The organism is Brevundimonas sp. SORGH_AS_0993 (assembly GCF_030818545.1).
Lineage (GTDB): Bacteria > Pseudomonadota > Alphaproteobacteria > Caulobacterales > Caulobacteraceae > Brevundimonas.
This window is the reverse complement of the sequence record NZ_JAUTAH010000001.1, coordinates 1,899,471-1,923,829: the sequence shown is the minus strand read 5'-3', so window position 1 is coordinate 1,923,829 and position 24,359 is coordinate 1,899,471. Positions and strand designations below refer to the sequence as shown.

General features: G+C 67.8%; 25 protein-coding genes and 1 pseudogene. 14 read left to right on the top strand and 12 right to left on the bottom strand.

Going from position 1 to position 24,359, the window contains the following annotated elements; all coding sequences use genetic code 11:
- Positions 1-4: 4 nt before the first annotated feature.
- On the bottom strand, positions 5-790 hold the full coding sequence (gene hisN / locus QE389_RS09570; RefSeq protein WP_307366705.1) for a histidinol-phosphatase: 786 nt from the start codon (positions 788-790) through the stop codon (positions 5-7).
- Between the two features lie 50 nt (positions 791-840).
- Entirely contained in the window at positions 841-1,212 is a 372-nt protein-coding gene (locus tag QE389_RS09565) for a helix-turn-helix transcriptional regulator (protein WP_307366702.1), read from the bottom strand.
- A 178-nt stretch (positions 1,213-1,390) separates the two neighbouring features.
- Here QE389_RS09565 and QE389_RS09560 point away from each other — a divergent pair, with 178 nt between their 5' ends.
- A complete protein-coding gene (locus QE389_RS09560) occupies positions 1,391-1,645 on the top strand; it encodes a GlsB/YeaQ/YmgE family stress response membrane protein (protein WP_307366700.1) in 255 nt (84 codons plus the stop codon).
- Positions 1,646-1,852: 207 nt separating this feature from the next.
- Here QE389_RS09560 and QE389_RS09555 read toward each other — a convergent pair whose 3' ends face one another.
- Positions 1,853-2,401, bottom strand: a complete 549-nt coding sequence (locus QE389_RS09555) for a hypothetical protein (RefSeq protein WP_307366698.1) — start codon at positions 2,399-2,401, stop codon at positions 1,853-1,855.
- Between the two features lie 448 nt (positions 2,402-2,849).
- On the opposite strand from QE389_RS09555, the gene QE389_RS09550 reads away from it, so the two are divergent.
- Positions 2,850-4,214, top strand: a complete 1,365-nt coding sequence (locus QE389_RS09550) for a GNAT family N-acetyltransferase (RefSeq protein WP_307366695.1) — start codon at positions 2,850-2,852, stop codon at positions 4,212-4,214.
- A gap of 4 nt (positions 4,215-4,218) precedes the next feature.
- Here the strand turns inward: QE389_RS09550 and hemW are convergent, their stop codons facing one another.
- Together hemW and rdgB are read right to left on the bottom strand one after the other, a co-directional pair.
- The gene (hemW, locus tag QE389_RS09545) at positions 4,219-5,382 is read right to left on the bottom strand and encodes a radical SAM family heme chaperone HemW (RefSeq protein WP_307366692.1); all 1,164 of its coding nucleotides are present in this window, start codon (positions 5,380-5,382) and stop codon (positions 4,219-4,221) included.
- Complete coding sequence (rdgB, locus tag QE389_RS09540) at positions 5,375-5,977, bottom strand: RdgB/HAM1 family non-canonical purine NTP pyrophosphatase (RefSeq protein WP_307366690.1); 603 nt, start codon at positions 5,975-5,977, stop codon at positions 5,375-5,377. The genes hemW and rdgB overlap by 8 nt, the downstream gene beginning before the upstream one ends.
- Positions 5,978-6,443: 466 nt before the next feature.
- Here rdgB and QE389_RS09535 point away from each other — a divergent pair, with 466 nt between their 5' ends.
- The 3 genes from QE389_RS09535 to QE389_RS09525 are packed head-to-tail and all read left to right on the top strand — an operon-like array spanning position 6,444 to position 7,900.
- Entirely contained in the window at positions 6,444-7,046 is a 603-nt protein-coding gene (locus QE389_RS09535; RefSeq protein ID WP_307366689.1) for a DUF2975 domain-containing protein, read from the top strand.
- 24 nt (positions 7,047-7,070) lie between these two features.
- On the top strand, positions 7,071-7,310 hold the full coding sequence (locus tag QE389_RS09530) for a helix-turn-helix transcriptional regulator (RefSeq protein ID WP_307366687.1): 240 nt from the start codon (positions 7,071-7,073) through the stop codon (positions 7,308-7,310).
- A complete protein-coding gene (locus QE389_RS09525) occupies positions 7,307-7,900 on the top strand; it encodes a Smr/MutS family protein (RefSeq protein ID WP_307366685.1) in 594 nt (197 codons plus the stop codon). Before QE389_RS09530 ends, QE389_RS09525 begins: the two co-directional genes overlap by 4 nt.
- A gap of 67 nt (positions 7,901-7,967) precedes the next feature.
- Here the strand turns inward: QE389_RS09525 and QE389_RS09520 are convergent, their stop codons facing one another.
- The gene (locus tag QE389_RS09520; RefSeq protein ID WP_307366683.1) at positions 7,968-8,606 is read right to left on the bottom strand and encodes a TetR/AcrR family transcriptional regulator; all 639 of its coding nucleotides are present in this window, start codon (positions 8,604-8,606) and stop codon (positions 7,968-7,970) included.
- Between the two features lie 192 nt (positions 8,607-8,798).
- On the bottom strand, positions 8,799-10,634 hold the full coding sequence (locus tag QE389_RS09515; protein WP_307366681.1) for a cation:proton antiporter: 1,836 nt from the start codon (positions 10,632-10,634) through the stop codon (positions 8,799-8,801).
- A gap of 150 nt (positions 10,635-10,784) precedes the next feature.
- Between QE389_RS09515 and QE389_RS09510 the strand changes: the two genes are divergently transcribed.
- A complete protein-coding gene (locus tag QE389_RS09510) occupies positions 10,785-12,905 on the top strand; it encodes a M13 family metallopeptidase (RefSeq protein WP_307366679.1) in 2,121 nt (706 codons plus the stop codon).
- A 364-nt stretch (positions 12,906-13,269) separates the two neighbouring features.
- Here the strand turns inward: QE389_RS09510 and hisS are convergent, their stop codons facing one another.
- Complete coding sequence (hisS, locus tag QE389_RS09505) at positions 13,270-14,760, bottom strand: histidine--tRNA ligase (protein WP_307366677.1); 1,491 nt, start codon at positions 14,758-14,760, stop codon at positions 13,270-13,272.
- A 151-nt stretch (positions 14,761-14,911) separates the two neighbouring features.
- On the opposite strand from hisS, the gene QE389_RS09500 reads away from it, so the two are divergent.
- Together QE389_RS09500 and QE389_RS09495 are read left to right on the top strand one after the other, a co-directional pair.
- Positions 14,912-15,115, top strand: coding sequence for a hypothetical protein (locus tag QE389_RS09500; protein ID WP_307366675.1), 204 nt, complete (start codon positions 14,912-14,914; stop codon positions 15,113-15,115).
- Positions 15,112-15,693 carry an ATP-dependent Clp protease proteolytic subunit gene (locus QE389_RS09495; protein WP_307366673.1) on the top strand — a complete coding sequence of 194 codons (582 nt, stop codon included), beginning with the start codon at positions 15,112-15,114 and terminating at the stop codon, positions 15,691-15,693. The genes QE389_RS09500 and QE389_RS09495 overlap by 4 nt, the downstream gene beginning before the upstream one ends.
- 90 nt (positions 15,694-15,783) lie before the next feature.
- Here the strand turns inward: QE389_RS09495 and QE389_RS09490 are convergent, their stop codons facing one another.
- Both QE389_RS09490 and hslV read right to left on the bottom strand, forming a co-directional pair.
- Positions 15,784-16,884, bottom strand: a complete 1,101-nt coding sequence (locus QE389_RS09490; protein ID WP_307366672.1) for a DUF4268 domain-containing protein — start codon at positions 16,882-16,884, stop codon at positions 15,784-15,786.
- Between the two features lie 59 nt (positions 16,885-16,943).
- Positions 16,944-17,516 carry an ATP-dependent protease subunit HslV gene (gene hslV / locus QE389_RS09485; RefSeq protein ID WP_307369015.1) on the bottom strand — a complete coding sequence of 191 codons (573 nt, stop codon included), beginning with the start codon at positions 17,514-17,516 and terminating at the stop codon, positions 16,944-16,946.
- A 152-nt stretch (positions 17,517-17,668) separates the two neighbouring features.
- Between hslV and QE389_RS09480 the strand changes: the two genes are divergently transcribed.
- Together QE389_RS09480 and QE389_RS09475 are read left to right on the top strand one after the other, a co-directional pair.
- Positions 17,669-18,076, top strand: coding sequence for a BLUF domain-containing protein (locus QE389_RS09480; RefSeq protein ID WP_307366671.1), 408 nt, complete (start codon positions 17,669-17,671; stop codon positions 18,074-18,076).
- 120 nt (positions 18,077-18,196) lie between these two features.
- Positions 18,197-18,935 (top strand): annotated as a pseudogene (locus QE389_RS09475) (ThiF family adenylyltransferase).
- A gap of 6 nt (positions 18,936-18,941) precedes the next feature.
- Here QE389_RS09475 and QE389_RS09470 read toward each other — a convergent pair.
- Together QE389_RS09470 and QE389_RS09465 are read right to left on the bottom strand one after the other, a co-directional pair.
- A complete protein-coding gene (locus QE389_RS09470; protein WP_307366670.1) occupies positions 18,942-19,193 on the bottom strand; it encodes a hypothetical protein in 252 nt (83 codons plus the stop codon).
- Positions 19,194-19,311: 118 nt separating this feature from the next.
- The gene (locus QE389_RS09465; protein WP_307366669.1) at positions 19,312-20,298 is read right to left on the bottom strand and encodes a D-glycerate dehydrogenase; all 987 of its coding nucleotides are present in this window, start codon (positions 20,296-20,298) and stop codon (positions 19,312-19,314) included.
- Positions 20,299-20,365: 67 nt separating this feature from the next.
- Here QE389_RS09465 and QE389_RS09460 point away from each other — a divergent pair, with 67 nt between their 5' ends.
- The 4 genes from QE389_RS09460 (at position 20,366) to QE389_RS09445 (ending at position 24,350) form a co-directional block, all read left to right on the top strand.
- Complete coding sequence (locus tag QE389_RS09460; RefSeq protein ID WP_307366668.1) at positions 20,366-20,938, top strand: SH3 domain-containing protein; 573 nt, start codon at positions 20,366-20,368, stop codon at positions 20,936-20,938.
- A gap of 128 nt (positions 20,939-21,066) precedes the next feature.
- Positions 21,067-21,600 (top strand): 3-hydroxyacyl-[acyl-carrier-protein] dehydratase FabA, encoded by a 534-nt coding sequence (fabA, locus tag QE389_RS09455; protein ID WP_307366666.1) that lies wholly within the window; start codon positions 21,067-21,069, stop codon positions 21,598-21,600.
- 75 nt (positions 21,601-21,675) lie between these two features.
- Positions 21,676-22,893 (top strand): beta-ketoacyl-ACP synthase I, encoded by a 1,218-nt coding sequence (fabB, locus tag QE389_RS09450; RefSeq protein ID WP_307366664.1) that lies wholly within the window; start codon positions 21,676-21,678, stop codon positions 22,891-22,893.
- 413 nt (positions 22,894-23,306) lie between these two features.
- Complete coding sequence (locus tag QE389_RS09445) at positions 23,307-24,350, top strand: aspartate-semialdehyde dehydrogenase (RefSeq protein ID WP_307366661.1); 1,044 nt, start codon at positions 23,307-23,309, stop codon at positions 24,348-24,350.
- Positions 24,351-24,359 lie beyond the last annotated feature (9 nt).

Sequence of the window (24,359 nt, the reverse complement as noted above, 5' to 3'; positions counted from 1 at the left end):
GCCCTTAGAGGGCCGCCGGCCTCAGCAAGGGCAGGGCCTGGTCGATCAGGCCGGCGTCGCCCACGGCCAGAATCTGGCCCCGGTCGTCCGGCGCCCCGCCGCCCCAGTTGACGACCTGGCCGCCGGCGGCGGCGATCACGGGCGCCAGGGCGGACCAGTCCCAGGGCTTCAGGCTGGTTTCCGCGACCATGTCCATGCGTCCGGCCGCCACCATCGCATAGGCGTAGGCGTCGCAGCCCAGGCGGGCCAGCCGAGCGGCGGCGCGCAGCTTCGTCCAGGCGGCGCGTTCGGCGACGTCGAAAATGTCGGGATCGGTAGTGGAGATGACGGCCTGGTTCAGCCGCGGGCAGGCCCGGACGGCCAGCGGCGTCTCGGTGTCTCCCCGAATGAGGCGCGCGCCGGTCGGGCCGCCCAGGAAGATTTCGTCCAGATAGGGCTGGGCGATCACCCCGACCGTCGGCTGACCGGCCTGGCGCAGGGCGATCAGGGTGGTCCACAGCGGCAGGCCGGAAATGAAGGCGCGGGTGCCGTCGATGGGGTCCAGCACCCAGACCTGTTCGGCCTCGGGCCGGTCTTCGCCATACTCCTCGCCGATGACGCCGTGGTCGGGATAGCGTTCGGCGATCAGGCGGCGGATGGCCGCTTCGGCCTGTTTGTCGGCTTCTGTCACGGGGTCGAAGCCCGCCGCGCCGCCCTTGTCCTCGTATCCGAGGTCCGAGCGGAAGAAGGGCAGGGTCACGCGCGCGGCGGCTCGCGCCAGTTCGATGGCGAAGGCTTCATATTCGGTCATGGCCGCCTCTTAGCGCGCTTCGACCGTCTTGGGCGCCCTCTGTCGCGGAGTCAGGCCGGCCTCTCGTCCGAATGCAGCGACTTGGCCAGGTCCAGAAGCCGCCTGCGCGGCCGTTCGCCCAGTTGGTAATAGGCATGGATCAGATCCAGCGTCTCCTTGCGGGAGAAGACTTCGCCGCCCGCGCCTTCGTTTCGTTCCAGCGCCTCGGTCACGCCTTCGTAGAAATAGGAGACGGGGATTTCCAGCGCCTCGGCCAGCTCCCAAAGCCGGGCGGCCGACAGGCGGTTGGCGCCGCATTCGTATTTCTGAATCTGCTGGAAGCGCACGCCGATCCGCACGGCCACCTGTTGCTGCGTCAGGCCCAGCAGGCGACGGCGGCGGCGCAGTCTCTTGCCCAGATGAAGATCGATGTCGGCGGCCATGGCGCGGGCTCCTGGATCACGACCTGTCCCGGCGCGGGACGGTTCGCCTGTCAGGACGCAACCCCCGTGCCGGATCGCCTGGCGCGAGAATGGGACACGAGAATGGGGCGCGCGACGCAACCCCACGGTCGGACGCGCATTAAGCAGGCAGCTTGGCTTTTGAATGGAGGATACGAGCATGGGTTTGGGTCTTATCGGATGGCTGGTCATCGGCATCGTGGCGGGCTGGCTGGCTGAGAAGGTCATGGGTCGCAATCACGGCCTGCTGACCAATCTGATCGTCGGCGTCGTCGGCGCTCTGCTGGGCGGTTTCATCGCCAACAATCTTCTGGGCACGCCGGTCGGCGGGTTCAACTTCGTCACCCTGATCGTGGCGTTCCTGGGGTCGTGCCTGCTGCTGTTCCTGCTGGGCCTGATCAAGCGCCGCGCCTAAGGCCGACGCTGCAACTACGGAAAGGGCGGTGCTTAGGCGTCGCCCTTTTTGCTGTTCGGTCGATCAAAGGATTCTGGAAGACCATCGCGCATGACAAAGGCGGCCGGGATGTCCTGGCCGCCCTTTTCATTTCAACCCTGGCTCGGAGCCTGATCGTTTTAGCCGGAACCGCGCTGCGGTTCCGGCTGAAGCGTCGTGAGTCAGGCTCTAGTTGGGCTGGGTCGGAGGCGTCGCCGGCTCGGTGGGCTCGGTCGTCGGCTCCGTAACAGGGTCCGTCGGCAGCGGCGGGGGCGGAGCGCCGGTCGGCGGGGTGGTCGTGGCCGGATCAGAGGCGGGCGGCGTCGCCGTGTCGTCGGACGTCGGCGCGGCGGCCGGATCGGTGGGTTCGGCCGCAGCCGGGGCGGCGGTCGTGTCCGCGATCGGAGCGGCGGCGTCGAACTCGGCCTTGGTGTAGGCCACGGCGACAGCCTGGCCGTCCTGACGGATGCCGGCCAGCGGCACGCCCCGCAGCTGGCCGTCGCCGCCGCGAACGGTCAACTCCTGGCGGCCTTCGGCGTTGGTGCGCACGCCTTCCAGCGTGCCCAGATCGCCGTCAGGGCCACGCACCGTGGCGCCCGGCGTCAGCGACAGGCTGGGCTGGGCGGCCGAAGCAGAGGCAGGGTCGGCGGCCGGTTGTTGAGCCTCTTGGGCCAGGGCCGGCGCGGCGGTCAGAACGGTGGCGGCGGCGCTGGCCAGGAAGAAGGTTTTGATGGTCATGGGAACATATCCCCGGTTACGCGGGCCCGACGCCCGCAATCTACCAACTCGCCGTGTTACGGATTGTTTCAGCGGCCCTGAAATGACCCCGGCCTCGCCCCAGTTCGACAATTCTTGGTCTATGATGCGGCGTTCCGCCGAATCAGCAGGTCCCGCTTGTCCCGACGCGCCGCGCAAATGCCTGGTCTGGTCCGCCGTCTGGGTGGACTGGCCTTTGAACTGACGCCGCAGGTCTTCGCCATTCTGGCCTTCCTGGCCGGCGGCCTGATGCTGATTTCGGCCGTGACGCCCGAGTTCGACGACCGCCTGCGTCGCCTGACCGGCGTGGTCTCGCCGGTGTTGATCGACCTATCGCACTTCGTGGCCAGCATCGCGGCCTTTCTGCTGATCCTGTTGTCGGCGGGCCTGTGGCGTCGGCGGCGCGGGGGCCTATTGGGCCGCCCTGGGAGTGCTGGCCCTGGGCGCGGTCTTTTCGGTCCTCAAGGGCCTGGACTGGGAGGAGGCGCGGGACCTGATGGTCGTCGCCGCCCTGCTGGCGCCCTGCCGCACGGCCTTCAATCGTCGATCGCGTCTCAGCGAGCCGCTGCGGCCCAGCTGGCTGTTGCTGCTGATCGCCGTGGTGGGCGCCATGCTGTGGCTGGGCTTCTTCGCCTATCGCGACGTGACCTATACCGACGAATTGTGGTGGCGCTTCCTGACCGACCGCCAAGCCTCGGGCTTCCTGCGGGCCGGCCTGGTGCTGGCCATACTGACGGTGGTGGTGGCCGGGCGGTCGCTGCTGGGATCGCCCGGCGCGCACAGTCACGGCCCCGCCAGCGCCGAGGAGATCGCGCGCGCCCAGGCCGCCCTGGCCCAGGCCGACCGCGCCACGCCCGAGGCCTGGCTGGCCATGCTGGGGGACAAGGCCCTGTTGTTCAGTCCTTCGGGACGCAGTTTCCTGGCCTATCGGGTGCGCGGGCGACGCTGGATCGCCATGGGCGAACCGGCGGGCCTGAGAAGCGAGCGTCTGCCGCTGCTGTGGGCCTTCGCCGAAATGGCCGACAGCTACGGCGGGGCGGCCGTCTTCTATTCGGTCGGCGAGGACATACTGGGCGACCTGGCGACCATGGGTCTGGCTGTCCGCAAGGTGGGCGAGACCGCGGTCATCGACGCCCACCGTTTCTCGACCGAAGGCAAGGGCAAGCAGAACCTGCGCACCGCTCTGAACCGGGCCGAGCGCGAAGGCGCGGTCTTCGAGGTGCTGCCGCCTGGATCGGTCGGACCCATCGCGGACGAGCTGCGAGCCGTGTCCGACGCTTGGCTGGCCATGCACGAGGGATCTGAAAAGTCCTTTTCCATGGGACGGTTCGACCCCGACTATCTGGACCTGACGCCGCTGGCGCTGGTGCGCGAAGGCGGGCGGATCGTGGCCTTCGCCAATCTGTTGATCGCGCCTGAGGAGGCGGCGGTGGACCTGATGCGCCATCGACCGGACGCGCCCCACGGGGTGATGGACTATCTGTTCATCCGCTGCGCCCAATGGGCCAAGTCCGAGGGACTGGCGCGCTTCGATCTGGGCATGGCGCCCCTGGCCGGGCTGGAGGATCGGCGTCTGGCCCCCGTGTTCGCCCGCGTGGGCGCCCTGGTGTTCGAGGAGGGCGGGGCGCTTTACGGTTTCCAGGGCCTGCGCAGCTACAAGGGCAAGTTCGGCCCCGTGTGGCGGTCCCGCTTCATCGCCGCCCCCGTGTCGACTCCCCTGCCGCTGGCCCTGCTGGATGTGGCCCTGCTGACCAGCGGCGGCTGGCTGGGCTTGCTGGGTCTGCGCAAGGGCTGATCGGTCAGGTCAGCAGGGCCTTCAGAACCCCGTCCAGCACCGGCCGTCCCTTGGCGGTGGCGATCAGGCGACCCGCCGTGAGGTGTAGAAACCCGTCCGCGATCAAATCGGTCGCCGGCCCGGTCTCGATCGACAGGCCCAGGTCGGACAGCAGGGACGCAGGCGCGCCCTCGACGGTGCGCAGACCCAGCAACAGACGCTCTTCCGCCGCGTCGGCCGTCGACAGGCGGTCCCGCTCGACCCAGGGCGTTCCGGCCGAGACGCCCTGCACATAGTCGCCGATGCGGCGATGGGCGACGGTCGCGGTGCGCGCGCCCTCCAGCGTCAGACGCCCATGGGCGCCCGGGCCCAGACCCAGATAATCGCCGCCGCGCCAGACGTGCAGATTGTGGATCGAGCGGGCGGCGGCTCCCCGCGCGTGGTTGGACACCTCATAGGCCTCGAACCCGGCGCCGCTCAGCACCGTCTGGGTCGTTTCATAAAGGGCGGCGGCGCGGTCTTCGTCCGGCGGGACCAGGGTTCCCCGCGCCAGGGCGCGGCCGAAGGCGGTCGTCGGCTCGATGGTCAACTGATAGGGCGAGACGTGTTCGAACCCCAGCGCCAGCGCCGCCTTCAGTTCGGTCGCCCAGGACTCGGGCCTCTGGTCCGGCCGGGCGTAGATCAGGTCGATGGACAGGCGCTCGAAGGCGCATCGGGCCAGACCAACGGCGCGCAGGGCCTCGTCCGCCGAATGGTCGCGCCCCAGGAACCGTAAAGCCGCGTCGTCCAGCGCCTGCACCCCCATCGACAGCCGGTTGATCCCGGCCTGGGCCAGGTCGGCGAACCGGCCCGCCTCGGCGTCGGTGGGGTTGGCCTCCAGGGTGATCTCGATCTTCGGAGACGCAGGGGGGAACAGATCGTGCGCCGCCCCCAGGATGCGGGCGACCGCCTGCGGCCGCATCAGCGACGGCGTGCCCCCGCCGAAGAAGACGGACGCCAGCCGCCGCGGTCCGGTCCGGGCGCGCTGGGCCGCCAGATCGGCCAGGATCGCCTCGACCAGCCGATCCTGCTCGTCCGTCCGCCCCCGATCGCGCACGACGTTGAAGTCGCAATAGGGACAGATGCGAGCGCAATAGGGCCAGTGGACATAGAGGCCGACGTCCGTTCCGGGATCGAGCGGATCAGTCAATCAGCGCGGCCCGCAGCTTGGCGAAGGCGCGGGCGCGGTGGCTGATCGCGTCCTTCTCGGCCGGCTCCATCTCGCCGAAGGTCTGGGTTCCGCCGTCGGGGATGAAGATGGGATCGTAGCCGAAGCCCCGGTCGCCGCGCGGCGGGAAGGTCAGCGCGCCTTCGACCACGCCTTCGACCACCAGGCACGGGCCGTCGGGCCAGGCTACGGCCAGGGCCGAGGTGAACCAGGCGCGGCGGTCGGGGTCGCCTCGCTCTTCCAGCCGCGTCTCGACCTTCCGGATCGCCAGGGCGAAATCCTTGGAGGGGCCGGCCCACCGCGCGGAATAGACGCCTGGCGCGCCGTCCAGGGCCGCGACCGACAGGCCGGAATCGTCGGCCAGGGCCACCTCGCCCGACAGGCGGGCCGCATGGCGCGCCTTCAGCATGGCGTTGCCGCCGAAAGTGGTCTCCGTCTCCTCCGGTTCGGGCAGGGCCAACTGTCCCGCGGTTAGAATCTCGTAATCCTGGCCCAGAAGGGCGGCGATCTCGGGGACCTTTCCGGGATTGTGGGTCGCGGCCACGATCCGCATCCCTTTGATAAGCTTCAGATTCATTGGCGATCACATCCCTGAAACAGTCTATTGCCAAAGTTTAATATCGTTAAACGATATGTAACGTGCTTTTCCGCTCGGCACGGCCTATCTATTCAACATCAGGAACGGGGCCGCACCGTTCCAGACTTCCGCAGAAACGGAAACAATCATGCGGGCTCAGGAAAATATCGGGTGATAATCGCCCAATCAAACGACGGAGAAACACAATGCATACGATGAACGCCTCGATGTGGCTGGACAAGGTCGGCTCGCTGCTCGTCAACACCATCATGATCGCCGCCCTGCCGACGGCCATTGTCGCCGTCCTGATCCAAGCCCTCTGATCGAAGACGTCTGCACCGTCTTTACCGATCACGAGGGGCTTTGACGATCTTGACCAAGACCGCGATGTATAGAGCTGCGCGTGGGTTCGCCGGACCCCGCGCGGCCATCGCGCCAACCCCTCCGGCCTGAGAGCCGCCTCGCCATGCGACTGCCGACGCCGAACAATCCGTTGAAGCGGGGCCTGGCGCGCACCTCCCGCTGGATCGACGCCCTGCGGACGCTGGGTCCGAGCTCCGTCTCCAGCGTGCTGAAAGTGGCGCTGGACGTCGCCTATGTTCTTCTGTGGCTGATCACCGGGCTTCTGCTTCTGTTGCTGATCGCCGCCGTCTTCATTCCGCTCGACAACGTCAACATCACCGTCAGCGGCGCGTCGGGCGGGCGACAACTGCCTTTGACGCGGCTTCTGCTGCTGTTCGGCCTGGGCGCCGCCACGGCCTATTTCGGCGGTTTCATGCTGATCCTGCGCAGCCTACGCCGTATCTTCCGTACACTGACCATGGGCGATCCCTTCCATCCCGCCAATGTCCGCCGCCTGCGCCACATCGGCCTGATCCTGGCCGTCGTCACCGGCGGCGTCTGGCTGGCTCAGGGGTTCGTGGCGGCTCGCCTGGCGCCGGGGGTCATGGACCCGCAAGGGCCGGGCGAACTGCTGACCCCGATCTTTTCCGTTCTGATCGTCTTCGTCCTGGCCGAGGTGTTCCGCGAGGGCGCGCGCCTGCGCCGCGAATCCGAACTGACGATCTGATCCGTTTCCACTAAGGGTTTTCGCATGGCCATCCGCGTCCAGCTTGATCGCATTCTCGTCGAACGCCGCATGTCGCTGACCGAACTCGCCGACCGGGTGGGGGTGACGGTGGCGAACCTGTCGATCCTGAAGACGGGCAAGGCGCGCGCAGTGCGGTTCTCGACCCTGGACGCCCTGTGCCGCGAACTGGAGTGCCAGCCCGGCGACCTGCTGTCGCACGAACCGGGTCCGGGCGACCTGATCGAGGACGAAACAGACGAATGAAGCGCAAGGGCGCCGGACGCGACGACAACGGCCTGACGCCCGAGGACCGCCGAATCTGGGGGCGCGTCGCCGGCTCGGTCACGCCGCCGCGCCTGCGCAAGGCCGATCGCATCGCCGCCAAGGGACCGGCGCTGGATCTCGATCCCTCCGCGCCTCCCGCCGCCGTCGCCAAGCCGACGGCGCGGCCGACGACCAAGCGCGCCCCGCCCACGCCCTCCGCCCCGATCAAAACCGTGCTGCCTGGTCTGCCCCGCGCGCGCAACGCGCCCGAAGACCTGGAGCCGCGCCGCAAGCAGCGGATCGCGCGCGAACGCGACCCGATCGAGGCGCGCATCGACCTGCACGGCTTCGGCCGGTTCGAGGCCGAGGATCAGCTGCGCGGCTTTCTGACCGCCTGCCAGGCGCGCGGCCTGCGGGCGGTTCTGGTCATCACCGGACAGGGACGGCGGGGCGGCGGGGTGATCCGCGCCTCCTTCGCCGAATGGATGCAGGCCCCGGCCCTGCGCGCCGTGGTGTCCGGCTATACGGTCGCACACCAGCGGCACGGCGGCGACGGCGCCTTCTACGTCACCCTGCGGCGGCGCGGCTGAAGACAAAGAAAAAGCCGGATCCGCGCGGACGGCCCCGGCTTTTGTTTCGATGGCGGCGGATACGGCCTTATTCGGCCAGGGCGCCGGCCAGGATGACGTCGATCTGCTTGCCCAGGTGGTCGGACAGGGCCTGAGCGTCCCACTTGTCATAGGCCGCGCGGCGATAGTTCGACAGATAGGCGTCCCAGATCAGTTCGACCAACAGGCGCACGTCTGCGTCCTTGCGCAGTTCGCCCTTGGCGACGGCCTCCTGCAGCAGGCCGCTGACGACCAGAAGCAGGTTCTTGGTGGCGGCCCGCGCCCGCATCTCGGCGGCCAGGGGCTGGAACCACGAGCGGGCCACGATGGCCTGGAACAGCGGCAACTGATCCAGCGACGACTGATAGCCGGCGCTCAGGGCGCCCACCAGGCGGCCGCGCACGGGCTGATCGGCGGGCACGCCCGCTTCGACCACCTCGGCCAGGCGGGTCATGTCCTCGGTCAGGACCGCTTCGAACAGTTCGGCCTTGTCCTGGAAGTTGGCGAAGACGGCGCCGGTCGACATTCCGGCGCCCTTGGCGATGTCGCGGATGGTGGCCGGCTCGTAGCCGCGCTCGGCGAACAGGGACCGGGCGGCGTCCAGCACTTTCTGACGGGTGCGGATCTTGGCGGCCTGGCGCCGGTTCATACGGGGTTCGTTGGCGGAAATCGCGAGGGAATCAGTCATGAATACAAACTTTTACTCTACTCAAAGTCTCGAAACTCCAAGGCTCCGGCATCGACTTTTGGGTGAAGACTCGCCTCCGAAGAGGGCGATCAATGGCGGCGGCGCCCGAACGGACGCCACGATAGAGGAAGGTGGAGCTTCGATCACGGAACCATGACGAAAATGGGTCCAGCCTGGGGCAAAGTCCCTGTCCTACGATGGGCTGTCCGGGGGAGGGACCACGCGAGATCGCAGGGCGCGGGTCGGACGGTTGCGCCGCTCGGGCGGGGTCGCGGCCTGGAAGGTCTGGCGGAACCGATCGCGGCGTTCATGGATGGAGGCCAGGACCAACCCCATCGGCACGCCCAGGTCGACCAGGGTGTTCTCGGCCAGTTGCAGGCTGGCCTCGGTGGTTTCCGGCACGGCGTCGGTGACGCCCAGCCTGTACAGCCGCACCGCATGCTGATCGTCTCGCGCGCGGGCGATCAGGATCAGATCCTCGCGCAGGGACCGGGCGGTCGCCACCACCTCGTCCACCTTGGCGGGCGTGTCCATGGTGACGACCAGGGCGCGGGTGGAGGCCACGCCGCAGTGCTGCAGCATCTCGCGGCGGCCCGCGTCGCCGTAGAAGACGTCGAAGCCGTCGCGGCGGCCGGCTGCGACGATGGCGGGATCGGAGTCCAGGGCGATGAAGGTCTGATCGTGCGCCTTCAACAGCTCGCCGATCAGCCGCCCGACCCGACCGAAGCCGACGATGATGACCGCGCCGTCGGCCGTCTCCATCGGCGGAGGGGGCTCGCTCCCCGCCGTCGTCCTGGGGACGGCGCGCCGTCCGAGCCTCTGACCCAGTTGGGCCATCAGCGGAATCGAGAAGATGCTGAGGGTGGCCGACAGGGCGACCGTGCTTGTCAACTGGGGCGAGGCGATCCCCTCCACCATGCCGGTGGCGAAGACGACGAAGGCGAACTCGCCCGCCGGCGCCAGGACCAGGGCCGTCTCCACAGCCGTTCGGGCGCTGAGCCCCCACAGACGCGCCAGGCCGAAGATGACCACCGCCTTGGCCGCGGCGATGGCCAAGGCCAGGCCGATGACCCCGGCCGGGTCGGCGGCGACCGCGTCCAGATCAAGCCCCAGGCCGACGCCGACGAAGAAGACCCCTAGCAGCAGGCCCTTGAACGGCTCGATCGACACCTCGACCTCGCGGCGGAACTCCGTCTCGGCCAGCAGGACGCCGGCGACCAGGGCGCCGATGCTCATCGACAGGCCGCTGGCCTGGGCGGCCAGGCCCGCGCCGACCACCACCAGAAGGCTCGCGGCCACGAACAGCTCGCCGCCCTGATCCACCTTGCGCGCCCGGGCCACCGACCGGAACATCGGCCGCAGCACCAGCCGCCCCAACAGGACCAGAAGCCCCAGGCCGATGGTCGCCGGCGCCAGGGTCAGCAGCGAACGCCCCAGCACCTGCGGATCCAGCGTCCCGCCCTGCTGGGCCACGGCCGCCAGCACGCTGACGGTGATCAGGATCGGCGCGACCGACAGATCCTGCGCCAGAAGAACGGCGAAGGTCGACCGGCCGACGGCCCCCTTCAGCCGCCCTCGCTCGGCCAGGACGGGCATGACCACGGCGGTCGAGGACAGGGCCAGGCCCATGCCCAGCACCGCCGCCCCGGCCAGCGATTGGCCCGTCAGCATGAAGGCGGCCGACAGCACCCCCGCACAGGCTGCGACCTGCATCAGGCCCAGGCCGAAGACCAGCCGGCGCATGGCGCGCAGCCGCTCCCACGACAGCTCCAGCCCGATCATGAACAGAAGGAAGGCGACGCCCAGCTCCGACAGCTGGGCCAACTGGGAGGGTTCGCGGATGGTGATCCACGACAGCCAGGGCGCGGCCTCGGCGAACCGAGCCAAGCCGTCCGGTCCCAGGACGACGCCGGCGGCCAGGAAACCCAGCACCGGACTGATCTTCAGTCGGTTGACCAGGGGCACGATGACGCCCGCCGCGGCCAGGAAGACCACCAGATCCTTATAATCGCCGCCGTGTCCGTGCATCCGCCCCCCGTCGCGCCATCAAACCCGGACGATGGGCCTGTGACGAGACGCCGCGTGCATTTCATGAACTTTTTTTAAGGCGACACCCCTCCTGCCGGGGATAGGGTCCGCCCCGACCCGCCCGTCAGGGGCGGCTGCTAGGATATTGTGATGAAAAGACTGCTCATCGCCGCCGCCGTCGGCGCGCTTCTCCTGCCTTCCGCCGCCTTGGCGCAGGACGTCGTTCACGACCACGCCTGTCTGGACGAAAGCTGCACCCTCATCTCGCTGTTTTCCGGCGAGGAGAGCGCCGCCGGCTGGCAGGGAACCGAGGCGCCCAGGTACGGGACCTGGGGCTTCAACCTGGCGGGGCGCGACACTGCGGTGAAGCCGGGCGACGACTTCTTCCGTTACGCCAACGGCAAGGCCGTGGACGCCCTGGTCATTCCGTCGGACCGCACCAGCTACGGCTCCTTCGCCCTGCTGCGCGAACTGTCGGACAACCGGATGAAGCAGTTGATCACCGGCCTGGCCGCGCGCACGGACCTGGCGCCCGGTTCGGACGAGGCGAAGATCGCCGACGCCTATCGCTCCTACATCGACCAAACCCGCGTCGATCAGCTGGACGCCCAGCCGCTGCAGCCCTATCTGGCCGCCATTCGCGCCGCCGACAGCCACGAGAAGATGGCCGTCTATATGGGCCAGACGGTCGGCCGCTTCGGCGGCTCCTTCTTCGGCACCGGCATCACCATCGACGCCAAACAGCCGACCCGCTACGTCGTCTCGACCGGCCAGTCGGGCCTGGGCCTGCCCAACCGCGACTACTATCTGGACGCCCGCTACGCCGACAAGAAAGAGAAGTATCAGGCCTATGTGGCCCGGATGCTGGGCATGATCGGCTGGTCTGCCCCGGCCGAGACCGCCGCGCAGATCGTCGCCCTGGAGCAGAAGATCGCCGAGGCCCACTGGAGCCCGGCCGAAAACCGCAACCGCGACAAGACCTATAACGAGTTCACCATCCGTCAGCTGAACGAACAGGCGCCGGGCTTCGAATGGCAGGCCTATTTCGACGCGGCCAAGCTGGGCGGCGTGCCGCGGCTGATCGTGCGTCAGAACACGGCCCTGCCGAAGATCGCGGCGATCTACGCCGAAACGCCGGTCGAACTGTTGCGGGCGTGGGAAGCCTTCCACACGGTCGACGACATGGCGCCCTATCTGTCGCAGCGTTTCTCGGACGCCCAGTGGGAGTTCCGCGCCCGCGACCTGTCGGGCCAGCCCGAGCAGCGCACCCGCGAGAAGCGCGCCATCTCCTTCGCCGAAGGTTCGCTGGGCGAGGCCACGGGCCGGCTTTATGTGGGCCAGTATTTCCCGGCCGAATCCAAGGCCAAGATGGAAGAACTGGTCGCCAATCTGCGCACGGCCCTGTCGCACCGCATCGAGAACCTGACCTGGATGGGCGCGGAGACCAGGGCGGCGGCGCAGGAGAAGCTGCGGAAATTCACCGTCAAGATCGGCTATCCCGACAAGTGGCGCGACTATTCCGGCCTGGACATCCGCGCCGACGACCTGGTCGGCAACGCCGAGCGGCAGGGCCTGTTCGAATGGAACTATGACCTGGCCCGCCTGAACGCGCCGGTGGACAAGGCCGAATGGGGCATGACGCCCCAGACGGTCAACGCCTACTACAACTCGGCCAACAACGAGATCGTCTTCCCGGCCGCCATCCTGCAGCCGCCCTTCTTCGATCCGGACGCGGACCCGGCCGTCAACTACGGCGGCATCGGCGGCGTGATCGGCCACGAGATCGGCCACGGCTTCGACGATCAGGGCTCCAAGTCCGATGGCGACGGGGTGCTGCGCAACTGGTGGACGGCCGAGGACAAGGCCAAGTTCGACGCCCTGACCACGCGCCTGGGCGAGCAGTACGCCACCTATGAGCCGCTGCCTGGCTATCACATCAATCCGGGCCTCACCATGGGCGAGAACATCGGCGACGCCTCGGGCGTGGCCGTGGGTCTGGAGGCCTATCATCTGTCGCTGAACGGTCGGCCCGCGCCGGTGCTGGACGGCACGACCGGCGATCAGCGCTTCTTCTACGGCTGGGCCCAGGTCTGGCAGTCGAAGTACCGCGACGAGGCGCTGAAGCAGCAGGTCGCCACCGATCCGCACTCGGCCGCGCAGTTCCGGGTCATCGGCCCGCTGCGCAACGTCGACGCCTGGTACGAAGCCTTCGATGTCCAGCCCGGCGCGAAATACTATCTGAAGCCCGAGGATCGCGTTCGTATCTGGTAGGGCGAGGAGGATCGCCGACCGAGGAAGGCCGGGGTTCGCCCCGGCCTTTTCCATGGACATTTCAGGGAAATCTCAGGGACAAGACCTGGAGAATTTCTCCAGGTTCTCCAGGTCGGGCTTGGGATTTCAGGCATAGAAAAGCCCGCTGCGGGGGATACATCGCAGCGGGCTATCTTGCTCTTTAAAGAGCGGACGTTTCCTCCCCGAAACGCCTTCGAGTGCTGCGCGCTTGAGCAACGCTTGCCCTCGAGTGAGTTCATTTGGCCTGGTCGACGGGGGCGGGTCAACGGCCGGTTCGGCCATAATCGAAATTTCTTCGACTTATCGCCGATAACTCAGGGTTTCGGGCTAATTTTATCGAAGCTTATTCGATAATGCGCCGAACGGCGGCGACCAGTTCGGTGCGGGGCGTCTTGAACTGGCCCGGACGGGCGGCCTTCCAGGCTTCGTTGTCGGCGATGCCGGCGGCGGCGGCGCGGCCCGCGTCCAGATCCTTGATCGTGACCTCCCCGGCGGCGATCTCGTCCCCGCCCAGGATGACGACGGCCGGGGCGTTGCGCCGGTCGGCGTATTTCATCTGGGCCTTCATGCCCGCCCGCCCCAGGTAAAGCTCGGCGGCGATTCCGGCGGCACGCAGTTCGGCGACGGCGCTCAGATAATGGGCCATGTCGTCTTCGGAAAAGACGATGACCACCACGGGGCCGCGCACCGCGCCTTCCGCGCCGCGACCCGCCGCGCGCAGGGCCGAGGCCAGGCGCGACACGCCGAAGGAGAAGCCGGTCGCCGGCGTGCTCTGGCCGGTGAAGCGGGCGACCAGATCGTCATAGCGTCCGCCGCCGCCGATGGAGCCGAAGCGGACCGGCCGGCCCTTGTCGTCGGTGGTGTCCAGCAGCAGTTCCGCCTCGAACACGGCGCCGGTGTAGTATTCCAGCCCGCGCACGATGGTCGGATCGAACTTCACCGCCTCCTGACCCACCGACATGGCGTTCAGCGCCCGGTCGATGGCCGCCAGCTCGTTCAGCGCCGCCTCGCCCGCCGCGCCCAGGTCGCCGGAACGGGCTACGGCCGACAGGGTGTCGGCGCGCGACAGGCCGGACATACTGGCCGACGCCAGAAACGCCTCGATCGCGGCCGTCACCTTGGCGGGCAGTTGCGCCCCCTTGGTGTAGTCGCCGGACTCGTCCAGACGGCCTTCGCCCAGCAGTTGGACCACGCCGTCCCAGCCCAGGCGGTCGAACTTGTCGATGGCGCGCAGCGCCGTCAGACGCTGGCCCGCCTCGGTGACGCCGCCCGCGTCGAACAGGCCGTCGAACAGTTTGCGGTTGGAGACGCGAATCTGGGCCTGGCCGGCGTCCAGCCCGGCCGCGCCCAAGCCTTCGCAGGCCATGGCGATGATCTCCGCGTCGGCCTGCGGCCGATCCGAGCCGACCGTGTCGGCGTCGCACTGCCAGAACTCGCGGAAGCGGCCGGGGCCGGGCTTCTCGTTGCGCCAGACCGGCCCATAGGCGTAGCGGCGGAAGGGTTTGGGCAGGGTCTCCCACGTCTGGGCCGCGAACCGGGCCAGGGGCGCGGTGTGGTCGTAACGCAGGGCCATCCAGTCGCCCGGCTCGTCCGAACCGGCGTCGTCCTGAAGCGCGAACACGCCCTCGTTCGGACGGTCGGCGTCGGGCAGGAACTTGCCCAGGGCGTCGGCGTATTCGAAGGCCGGCGTCTCCAGCGGCTCGAACCCCCAGCGCTCGTAAACCTCGGACACGCGCGCGACGATGCGCCGTTCGGCGATCAGGTCGCGGCCGCGCTTGTCGGCGAAACCCCGCGGATTGCGGGCCAGGGGACGGATGGGGGCGTCTTCGGTCATGCCGGGCGCTTAAGCCAAGGGGCGCGGCGGCGCAAATCGCACCGAGGACAATCGCCGCCCCCTCAGGGCCTCTGGCTTTGCAATAGGTTGTTGCAAAAGGAAAAAAAGACAATCGGGCGGAACTGCGGCGCACAGACTTCGTTCAGCCTTCATGACGCCGCACGCCCTGATCTTTCGCCGCACCTGCAACACCTCCGACCGGCGCACCATCCGGTGGTTCGAGTGCGAACTGATCGACGACAACGGCGCGCGGCGGGTGCGAAGCCAGGCGTTCTTTTCCGTGGGCGAAGCTAAATCCTGGGCCACGGCCCAGGGCTATCCGGTGGACGACGCCGGCGTGCAAGAGGTCCAATGACCGACGCTCCTTCGGCCGGCCGGCTGGACGCCAGCGCCTTCGACACGCCGCGCATCCTTCTGGCCGGCGCCGTCGACTACGCCCTGTACGATCGGTTCCGGGATCAGCTGGCCCAGGCGCCCGACAGCGGCCTGGTGGTGATCGAACTGTCCACCCTGGGCGGCGATCCGGAGGTGGCCCGGATGATGGGCGAGGACGTGCGGTTCCAGAGCGACATCAATCCCGCGCGACGACTGGTCTTTCTGGGCAAGGCGGCCATCTATTCAGCCGGGGCGACCTTCATGAGCTTCTTCGCCGTGGAGAACCGCTATCTGACACGCGGGGCGCGGGTGATGATCCACGAGCGGAAGATGGACAAGCACCTGCACGTCACCGGGCCGCTGACGACCTGCATCGCCTCGGTCAAGGCGATGCTGAACGAATTGGAACACTCCATCGCCATCCAGAACGAAGGGTTCGAGAACCTGGTGCGCGGCAGCGCCGTCACCATGGACGAGGTGCTGCGCCGCGCGCCGGAGAACTGGTATATCGAGGCGCAGGAGGCCAAGACCCTGGGCCTGATCGCCGACGTTCTGTGATCCGGAAGGGTCAGGTTCAATCGACATTCTTGTCCATCATTCCGGGCTGCTAGAGACCTACGGGGCCGGTACACCCGGTTCCGACGGGGCTCAGCCTTCGTTGAGCCTCGGCTTCAGGGCACGTTCCAGTCGAACCATGGCGTCGGTCATGAAGGCGATCATCGCCGGCCACTGCTCTTTCTGGAACACGTCGGCGGGCTGTTCGAGCTTGATGCGGCAGGCCCGGCGATGGTCTAGACGCTCCCAGGTCAAAGACGTTCCGACGCTGACCTCGATGGCTGCGCGATCTGCATAAAGCCGGTCGAACACTGCTTCATTCTCGGCCGTATCGCCTCGGTCGATATAGAGTTCGGCGCGGGCGTAACGCTGCGTCGCCCCGAAGTTGAAGCCCACGCCGCGCGTTCCCGAACCAGCGCTGATCCAGCTTTCCTTACCCGGAGAGATGTTCGCGTAAAGCTTTGAAGGCGTGGCGTTCATGGCGCGGATCAATTCGGTCCAGAACTGCCGTCGGATCGGATGGCGACGGGCTTCCGTTTCCACGCCTTCAATCTCCTCCTTGGCCTTATCAGCCAGGCCGATGGTGAATTCTTCGGTGTCCTTGACCGGGATGATCTGCTCCATGTTGAGGAACAGGTCGTCGCCCAGCGTGAAGGGTGTCGCGCGGAAACACTGGATGCGCAGCCGGAAGCTGCTGAGCCAGAGCACGGTGGACGTGACTTCCTTGCGGAATTTCGCGGCGACGAGAATGATTCGCTGTGTGACGCCCTTGTTGAGGGTCAGGTCGTCGTATTCCTGCTCGAAGAAGACGCCGAGCGCCTCTTCAGCCGTATCGGTCCTGCCGCATTTCCGCAGGTAGTCCTGATAGATCTGGCGGATGTCTTCCTTGGTGAGGGCCGAGCAATAGGAAGCGTATTTGAGCGCCTGCCAAGTCACGTCGCGCCCGGTGTCGTCCAGCTTGTTCTCGATGATGACGAGCGAGCCCTGCTTGTCCAGGGCAAGCAGGTCCAGACGTTCGCTCGTGTCGGAAAAACCGGCAAACTCCTTCTGGATGATCAGCAGGTCCTCGCCCAGCGCCGAAGGTTGGCGAGCGATCCATTCCTGAAGATGCGTCCTTTCGCGAAAGCCGAGTTCGCGAAAGGACACCTTTTTGAGAGCCTGGATTGAGTTGGTGGCGCGGTCGATGCGGTACATGCTGCAAGCTTAGCAGGATTTTCTGGCGCAACCACCGGTCGCGATCTGCGTTTCGCGGATCACCCCTCCAAGGTCTCCACCGTCAGATTGCCGTTGGTGTAGACGCAGATGTCGGCGGCGATCTTCATCGCCTTGCGCGCGATCTGTTCGGCGTCCAGTTCGGTTTCCTCGATCAGGGCGCGGGCCGCCGACAGGGCGTAGTTGCCGCCAGAGCCCACGGCCGCGACGCCGTGTTCCGGCTCCAGCACGTCGCCGACGCCCGTGACGGTGAAGATGGACGCCTTGTCCGCCACCAGCAGCATGGCCTCCAGCCGGCGCAGATAGCGGTCGGTGCGCCAGTCCTTGGCCAGGTCGACGCAGGCGCGGGCCAGTTGGTCCGGATACTGCTCCAGCTTGGCCTCCAGCCGTTCGATCAGGGTGAAGGCGTCGGCCGTCGCCCCGGCGAACCCGGCCACCACCCTGCCGCCGGCCAGGGTGCGCACCTTGCGCGCCGCGCCCTTGACGATGGTTGGTCCCATCGAGACCTGGCCGTCGCCGGCGATCACGGTGCGGCCGTTCTTGCGCACCGCCAGAATGGTGGTGCCGTGCCAGTCGGGAAAGGACGAGGCGGTCGAGGAGGCGGAATAGGTCATGGTCGGCAGATGGCGCGCGGCGCGCCCCGGATCAAGGTCGTCGTCCACAACCGACGCCGAGCCGAAGCACCGTAAATCCTTAACACTCTGACGCTAGGCGGCTAACCGAGGCCGTTCGCCTCCAGTATCCTCCCCAGTATCCAGAGTACCCCATGAGTTTGTTTCGTATCGTCTATGTCAGCGACGCCGTCGGCGGCGTCGGAGACAAGCTGATGGTGCTGGTCGATATCATCGGGGTTTCGGATCGCAACAATCGGCGCGACCACATCACCGGCGTTCTGATGCGTCACGACGGCCGGTTCTTCCAGGCGATCGAGGGTCGGCGCGTCGATCTGGATCGATTGATGACCCGGATTCGGGCCGACCGCCGCCACGCCAATATCCGCATCCTCAGCGACCGCCCTGTCCAGACCCGACTGTTCGCGGACTGGGCGCTGGCCCAGGTCGACGCCTCCCCGGCGCTGGAGCGGCTGCTGGCGGAAGATGCGGGCGCCCCGGCGCTGACCGCCCGGATCGAACGGCTTCTGATCGACACGAGCCAGGCTCTGGTCGCCGCCTGAGCCCGGCCTTTTCGGCGAAGGGCTCTAGCGCCCCGGCGCGCCGGGGCGCTAGAGCCTGATCGTCTGGACGGAACCGCGCAGGGATTCCGCCTCGACGGATCAGGCTCTAGAGGGGTCGCCATGGCCTTCACCGAAGACGAAGTCGAACGCTACGCCCGGCATCTGGTCCTGTCCGAGGTCGGCGGGCCGGGGCAGCAGGCGCTGAAGCGGGCGCGCGTGCTGATCGTCGGCGCGGGAGGCGTGGGGGCCCCCCGCCGCCCTCTATCTGGCGGCGGCGGGTGTCGGGACCCTGGGCCTGATCGACGACGATGCGGTGGCCGTGTCCAATTTGCAGCGCCAGATCCTGTTCGACACCGCCGACGTCGGCCGCCCAAAGGTCGAGGCGGCGGCGGGGCGACTGCGGGGCCTGAACCCTCACGTCGCGATCCAGACCTTCGAAGAGCGGCTGACGGTCGAGAACGCGGCGGCGCGGATCGCGGCCTTCGACCTGGTGCTGGACGGAACCGACGATTTCGAGACGCGGCTTCTGGTCAATGCGGCCTGTGTCGCCGCCGGTCGGCCCCTGGTCTCGGGCGCCCTGGGACGCTGGACCGGTCAGGTCGGGGTGTTCGCGGGGCGGCCCTGCTATCGCTGCCTGGTGCCGGACATTCCGCCGGAGGCAGAGACCTGCGCCCGGGTCGGGGTGGTCGGCGCCCTGGCGGGGGTGGTCGGCTCGATGGCGGCGCTGGAGGCGATCAAGCGGCTGACCGGCGCGGGCCAGCCGCTGACGGGGCGGCTTCTGCTCTATGACGGTCTTGCGGGGACCGCGCGCACCGTGCGGGTCGCCGCCGATCCGGCCTGTCCGGTCTGCGGCGGCTGAGGCCGATCAGGCGGCGGTGGCGAAGCGCACGTCCGCCAGGGGCAGGTCCGGCAGAGGTTCGGCGAAGCCCAGGGCCGGGTTGCTGAGCACCGTCACCATCCGCTCGCCGCAGTACAGATAAAGGGTCTCGAACCCCGCCCAGCGCCGGGCCACCTGTTCCAGCGCCTGATTGGCCGCCGCGTCGGAGGCGGCGTCCAGAACGCAGATGTCGCGCACTGGCACGCCGGGCAGATTGACGATGCAGTAGTAGGAGTCCAACGCACGCTTCCTCGGAACAGGACGCCGAAAACGATGCGCGTCCCCAGCGGTTCCGCCTGTGAACGCCGTTTTCGACAGCCGTGTGAGGCCATGCCGACAGCCGTGTGAAATCCGCCGCTTACAGCATGGCGGGGATGACGCGGTCCGGCGGACGGTGGCCGTTCTGATAGGTCATGACATTGGCGATGACCCGGTCGCCCATGTCCTGGCGCGCCTCCAGGGTGGCGGACCCCAGATGGGGCAGAAGCACCACGTTCGGATGGCCCAGAAGCCCCGGATGGATGGCCGGCTCGTTCTCGAAGACGTCCAGGCCGACCCCATACAGACGCCGCGCCGCCACGGCCTCGGCCAGGGCCGCCTCGTCGATCAGTTCGCCGCGCGCCGTATTGATCAGGATGGCGTGGGGCTGAAGCCGGGCCAGGCGCTCGGCCGACAGCAGATGGTGCGTGTCCTTCGTCGCCGGGCAGTTCAGCGAGACGACGTCCATCCGCGCCAGCATCTGGTCCACATCGTCCCAATAGGTCGCGCCCAGCTCTTCCTCGACCAGGGCCGAGACAGGCTTGCGGTTGTGATAGTGGACCTGCAGGCCGAAAGCCTTGGCGCGGCGGGCCAGGGCCTGGCCGATCCGACCCATGCCGACGATCCCCAGCCGCTTGCCCCACAGCTTGCGGCCGCACATCCAGGTGGGGGTCCAGCCCTCGAAGCGGTTGTCGGCGACCACCTGGGCGCCCTCGACGATGCGACGGCTGACGGCCAGGATCAGGCTCATGGCCAGGTCGGCGGTGTCCTCGGTCAGGACGCCGGGGGTGTTGGTGACGATGATTCCGCGCGCGACCGCCGCATCGATGTCGATGTGATCGACGCCCGCGCCGAAGTTGGCGATCATCTTCAACTGTTCGCCCGCCCCGTTGATCAGCGCGGCGTCGATGACGTCGGTGATGGTGGGAACCAGAACCTCGGCGCGCTGGACGGCGGCTTCCAGGGCCGCGCGGTCCATCGGCTGATCCTTGAGGTTCAACTCGGCGTCGAACAGTTCGCGCATCCGCGTCTCGACGGCGTCGGGCAGGCGTCTGGTTAATACGACCTTAAGCTTGCGGGCGGACATTGCGGGCCTTGGTTTGCGGGCGGCGATTTCACAGGATCGAAGCCCGCGCGACGGGTCGTTCCATCCAGTGTCTAGCAAAGCCGCCGCCATCTTCCAAAGCCTGCGACGCCGCATCGCCCTCGCCTGCGCCCTGACGGGACTGGGCGTGGCCTTGGGGGCGGGCGCGACCATGCCGGACGGGCGGCCGACGCCCACGGGGCTGGAGGTGCCGCGCTGGATTTCGCTGAAGTCCTCGCACGTCCGCGCGCGCCAGGGGCCGGGCCTGGACTATCCCATCCTGTGGGAATATCGCGCCGCTGGCCTGCCCGTTCAGGTGATCGCCGAGACGGCCGAGTGGCGCAAGATCTGCGACCCCGACGGGGCCGTGGCCTGGATCCACCGCACGGTGTCCTCGGGTCGGCGCTCGGTCTTCAACACCACCGCCGAGGAGATTCCGATCCGGGCCAATCGCTCCGAGACGGCGCCGGTTCGCGCCCGGCTGTCGCCCCGCGCCCTGGTGTCCCTGGACGAATGCGAGGAGGGCTGGTGCCGGGTGCGAGCGCGGCGCCTGCGCGGCTGGGTGCCGCAAAGGGCCGTGTTCGGGGCCCAGGAACGCGCCCTGTGCAACGCCAACCGTCCGGCGGGGACGGGCCGCAACTAAAGCCTGATCGTTTTAGACGGAACCGCGTCGCGATTCCCCTCTCGACGGATCAGGCTCCAGCCGTGGCTGTTGAGCGAAGCGGCCGGGTCGTGTAACCCGCGCGCAACGCCTGAAGAAACGGAAGCGCCTTGACCCAGTCCCAATATCCCTCGTCCTTCGATCATGAGGCCCTCTTGGCTTCGGGCCGCGGCGAGCTGTTCGGTCCCGGCAACGCCCAGCTGCCCGCCCCGCCGATGCTGATGTTCGACCGCATCACGACGATCAACGCGGACGGCGGCGACCACGGAAAGGGCTATGTCGAGGCCGAACTCGACATCCATCCCGACCTCTGGTTCTTCCAGTGCCATTTCATCGGCGATCCGGTCATGCCGGGCTGCCTGGGCCTGGACGCCATGTGGCAGCTGGTCGGCTTCTATCTGGGGTGGATCGGCGGCCCCGGCCGCGGCCGCGCCTTGGGCGTCGGCGAGGTCAAGTTCACCGGCCAGGTGACGCCGGACATCAAGAAGGTGGTCTATAAGATCCACCTGAAGCGCGTCATCAACCGCAAGCTGGTCATGGGCATCGCCGACGGCGTTCTGGAAGCCGACGGTCAGGTCATCTACACCTGCAACGACATGCGGGTGGGCCTGTTCGGCGCCAAGGACGAGGCGGCGGGCGGCTAGGCTCCCTATATAGCCTCGAAGAAGGCGGAAGGTCCCTCGGGACCGAACTGAAAAGAGACTCGAGAAGGAAACACCATGCGTCGTGTCGTCGTCACCGGCCTGGGCATCGTCTCTTCCATCGGCCATGGCGCCGAGGAAGTGACCCAATCCCTGCGCGAGGCCCGCTCGGGCGTCGTCCATGCCCCGGACCACGCCAAATACGGCTTCCGCAGCCAGGTCTGGGCGCCGCCCAGGATCGGTCCGTGGGAAGATCTGGTCGACCGTCGCGCCGCGCGCTTCCTGGCCAATGGCACGGCCTGGGCCCACATCGCCTTCGAAGAGGCGCTGAAGTCGTCGGGCCTGACGGCGGACGAGATCAAGGACGACCGGATCGGCCTGATCGTCGGCGAGGGCGGCCCCTCGACCCAGGTGATCCTGCAGGCGGCGGCGACCACGGTGGAAAAGGGCGCGCCCAAGCGCATCGGCCCCTTCGCCGTGCCCAAGGCGATGGCGTCGGGTCCGTCGGCGGTGCTGTCGACCTGGTTCCAGATGCGCGGGATCAACTATTCGATCAGCTCGGCCTGCGCGACGTCGGCCCACTGCATCGGCGCCGGGGTCGAACAGATCCAGTGGGGCAAGCAGGACGTGGTCTTCGCCGGCGGCTGCGAGGACATCGACTGGTCCATGTCCAACATGTTCGACGCCATGGGCGCCATGTCGTCGGACTTCAACGACAATCCGTCGGTCGCCTCCAGAGCCTATGACGCGAACCGCGACGGCTTCGTCATCGCCGGGGGCGCCGGCATCGTGGTGCTGGAGGAATACGAGCGGGCCAAGGCGCGCGGCGCGACCATCTACGCCGAGGTCACGGGCTATGGCGCCAACGCCGACGGCTACGACATGGTCGCCCCCTCGGGCGAAGGCGCCCAGCGCTGCATGAAGATCGCGCTGGAGCAGGCGGGCAACCCGAAGATCGACTATCTGAACCCGCACGGCACCTCGACCCCCGTGGGCGACGCCAAGGAGATGGAGGCCGTCCGCGCCGTCTTCGGCGACCAGATGCCGATGATCTCCTCGACCAAGTCGCTGACGGGCCACTCGCTCGGCGCGGCCGGCGCGCAGGAAGCCATCTACTGCCTGCTGATGATGCAGAACGGCTTCGCCGCCGAAAGCGCACACATCGAGACCCTCGATCCGGCGTTCGAAGGCATGCCGATCCTGCGCCAGCGCCACGACGGCGAACTGACCCACGTCATGTCCAACAGCTTCGGCTTCGGCGGCACGAACGGCACGCTGATCCTGTCGAAGGTCTGAGGCACGAAAGCCAGCCCCGTCATCCTCGGGCTTGACCCGAGGACCGGGCGTTGGTCGGGCGGTGCGTCTGGATCGCGAGCGGTGCGGCGGATCATCCGATCCTCGGGTCAAGCCCGAGGATGACGGGATGAGAGATGGCGACGGCTTTATTGCCGTGAAAAGCCTGTTTCATTTCTCCAGGCGTCATTTCTTTCGCCGCAGACGGTTTACACGACCGTTTCTCGCCCTTAGAGAGCGTCGCCGTGTCCATGCTCATGACCAAAGCGATGACCTCGAAAACCACCGGCTTCGGCGGGGCGGTTTCGGGTGTGCGCAAGGTCTAGCGACGAACCCCGATCCCAAGCCCCGCCGATGCGCGGGGCGGTCGATCCGGCTGTACCCCGCGCCTCCAACCTTCCCAGGAGACGCCTTCCATGACCTTTTCCCCGTCCAATCCGCCCCATGTCGGCATCGTGGGGGCCACCGGCCTCGTCGGCGAGATGATGCGCAATCTGCTGGCGGAGCGGAACTTCCCGCTGGCTTCGCTGCGGCTGTTCGCCTCGGCCCGGTCGGCGGGCAAGACGATCCGCTTCGGCCAGACCGACATCGTGGTCGAGGATGCGGCGAGCGCTGACTACGCCGGTCTGGACATCGTCTTCTTCTCGGCGGGCGGCGAGACGTCCAGGGCCCTGGCGCCTAAGGTGGCGGCCGCCGGCGCCGTGGTCATCGACAATTCCTCGGCCTTCCGCAGCGACCCGGAGGCACCGCTGGTCGTCGCCGAGGTGAACCCCCACGCCCTGGCGAACCGGCCAAAGGGCATCATCGCCAACCCCAATTGCACCACCATGGCCGCCATGCCGGTGCTGAAGCCCCTGCATGAAGCGGCGGGTCTGAAGCGCCTGACCGTCTCGACCTATCAGGCCGTGTCGGGCGGCGGGGTCGAGGGCATCCGCGTGCTGGAGACCCAGTCGCGCGCTTCGGTCGATCAGGGCGCGGCCCTGGCCCGCGACGGCGGCGCGGTCGATTTCGGCGCCCCCGAAAAGTGGGTCGTGCCGATCGCCAACAATGTGGTGGCCCTGAACTACACACTGTCGGAGGACGGCTACACCGACGAGGAGCTGAAGCTGCGCGACGAGAGCCGCAAGATTCTGGAGATTCCCGGCCTGCCGGTGTCGGGCACCTGCGTCCGCGTGCCGGTCTATTCGGGCCATTCCCTGTCGATCAACGCCGAGTTCGAACGTCCGATCTCGGTCGCGGCGGCGCTTGAGACTCTGGGTCAGGCGCCGGGCGTGGTCGTGACCGATGTGCCGAACCCGCTGGACGCCACGGGCAAGGACCCGGTCTTCGTCGGCCGGGTGCGACCCGATCCGACCGTCGCACACGGCCTGGCTCTGTTCCTCTCCAACGACAATCTGCGAAAGGGCGCGGCGCTGAACGCGGTCCAGATCGCCGAGGTTCTGGTCCAGCAGAACGGCTGATGGGCGGGT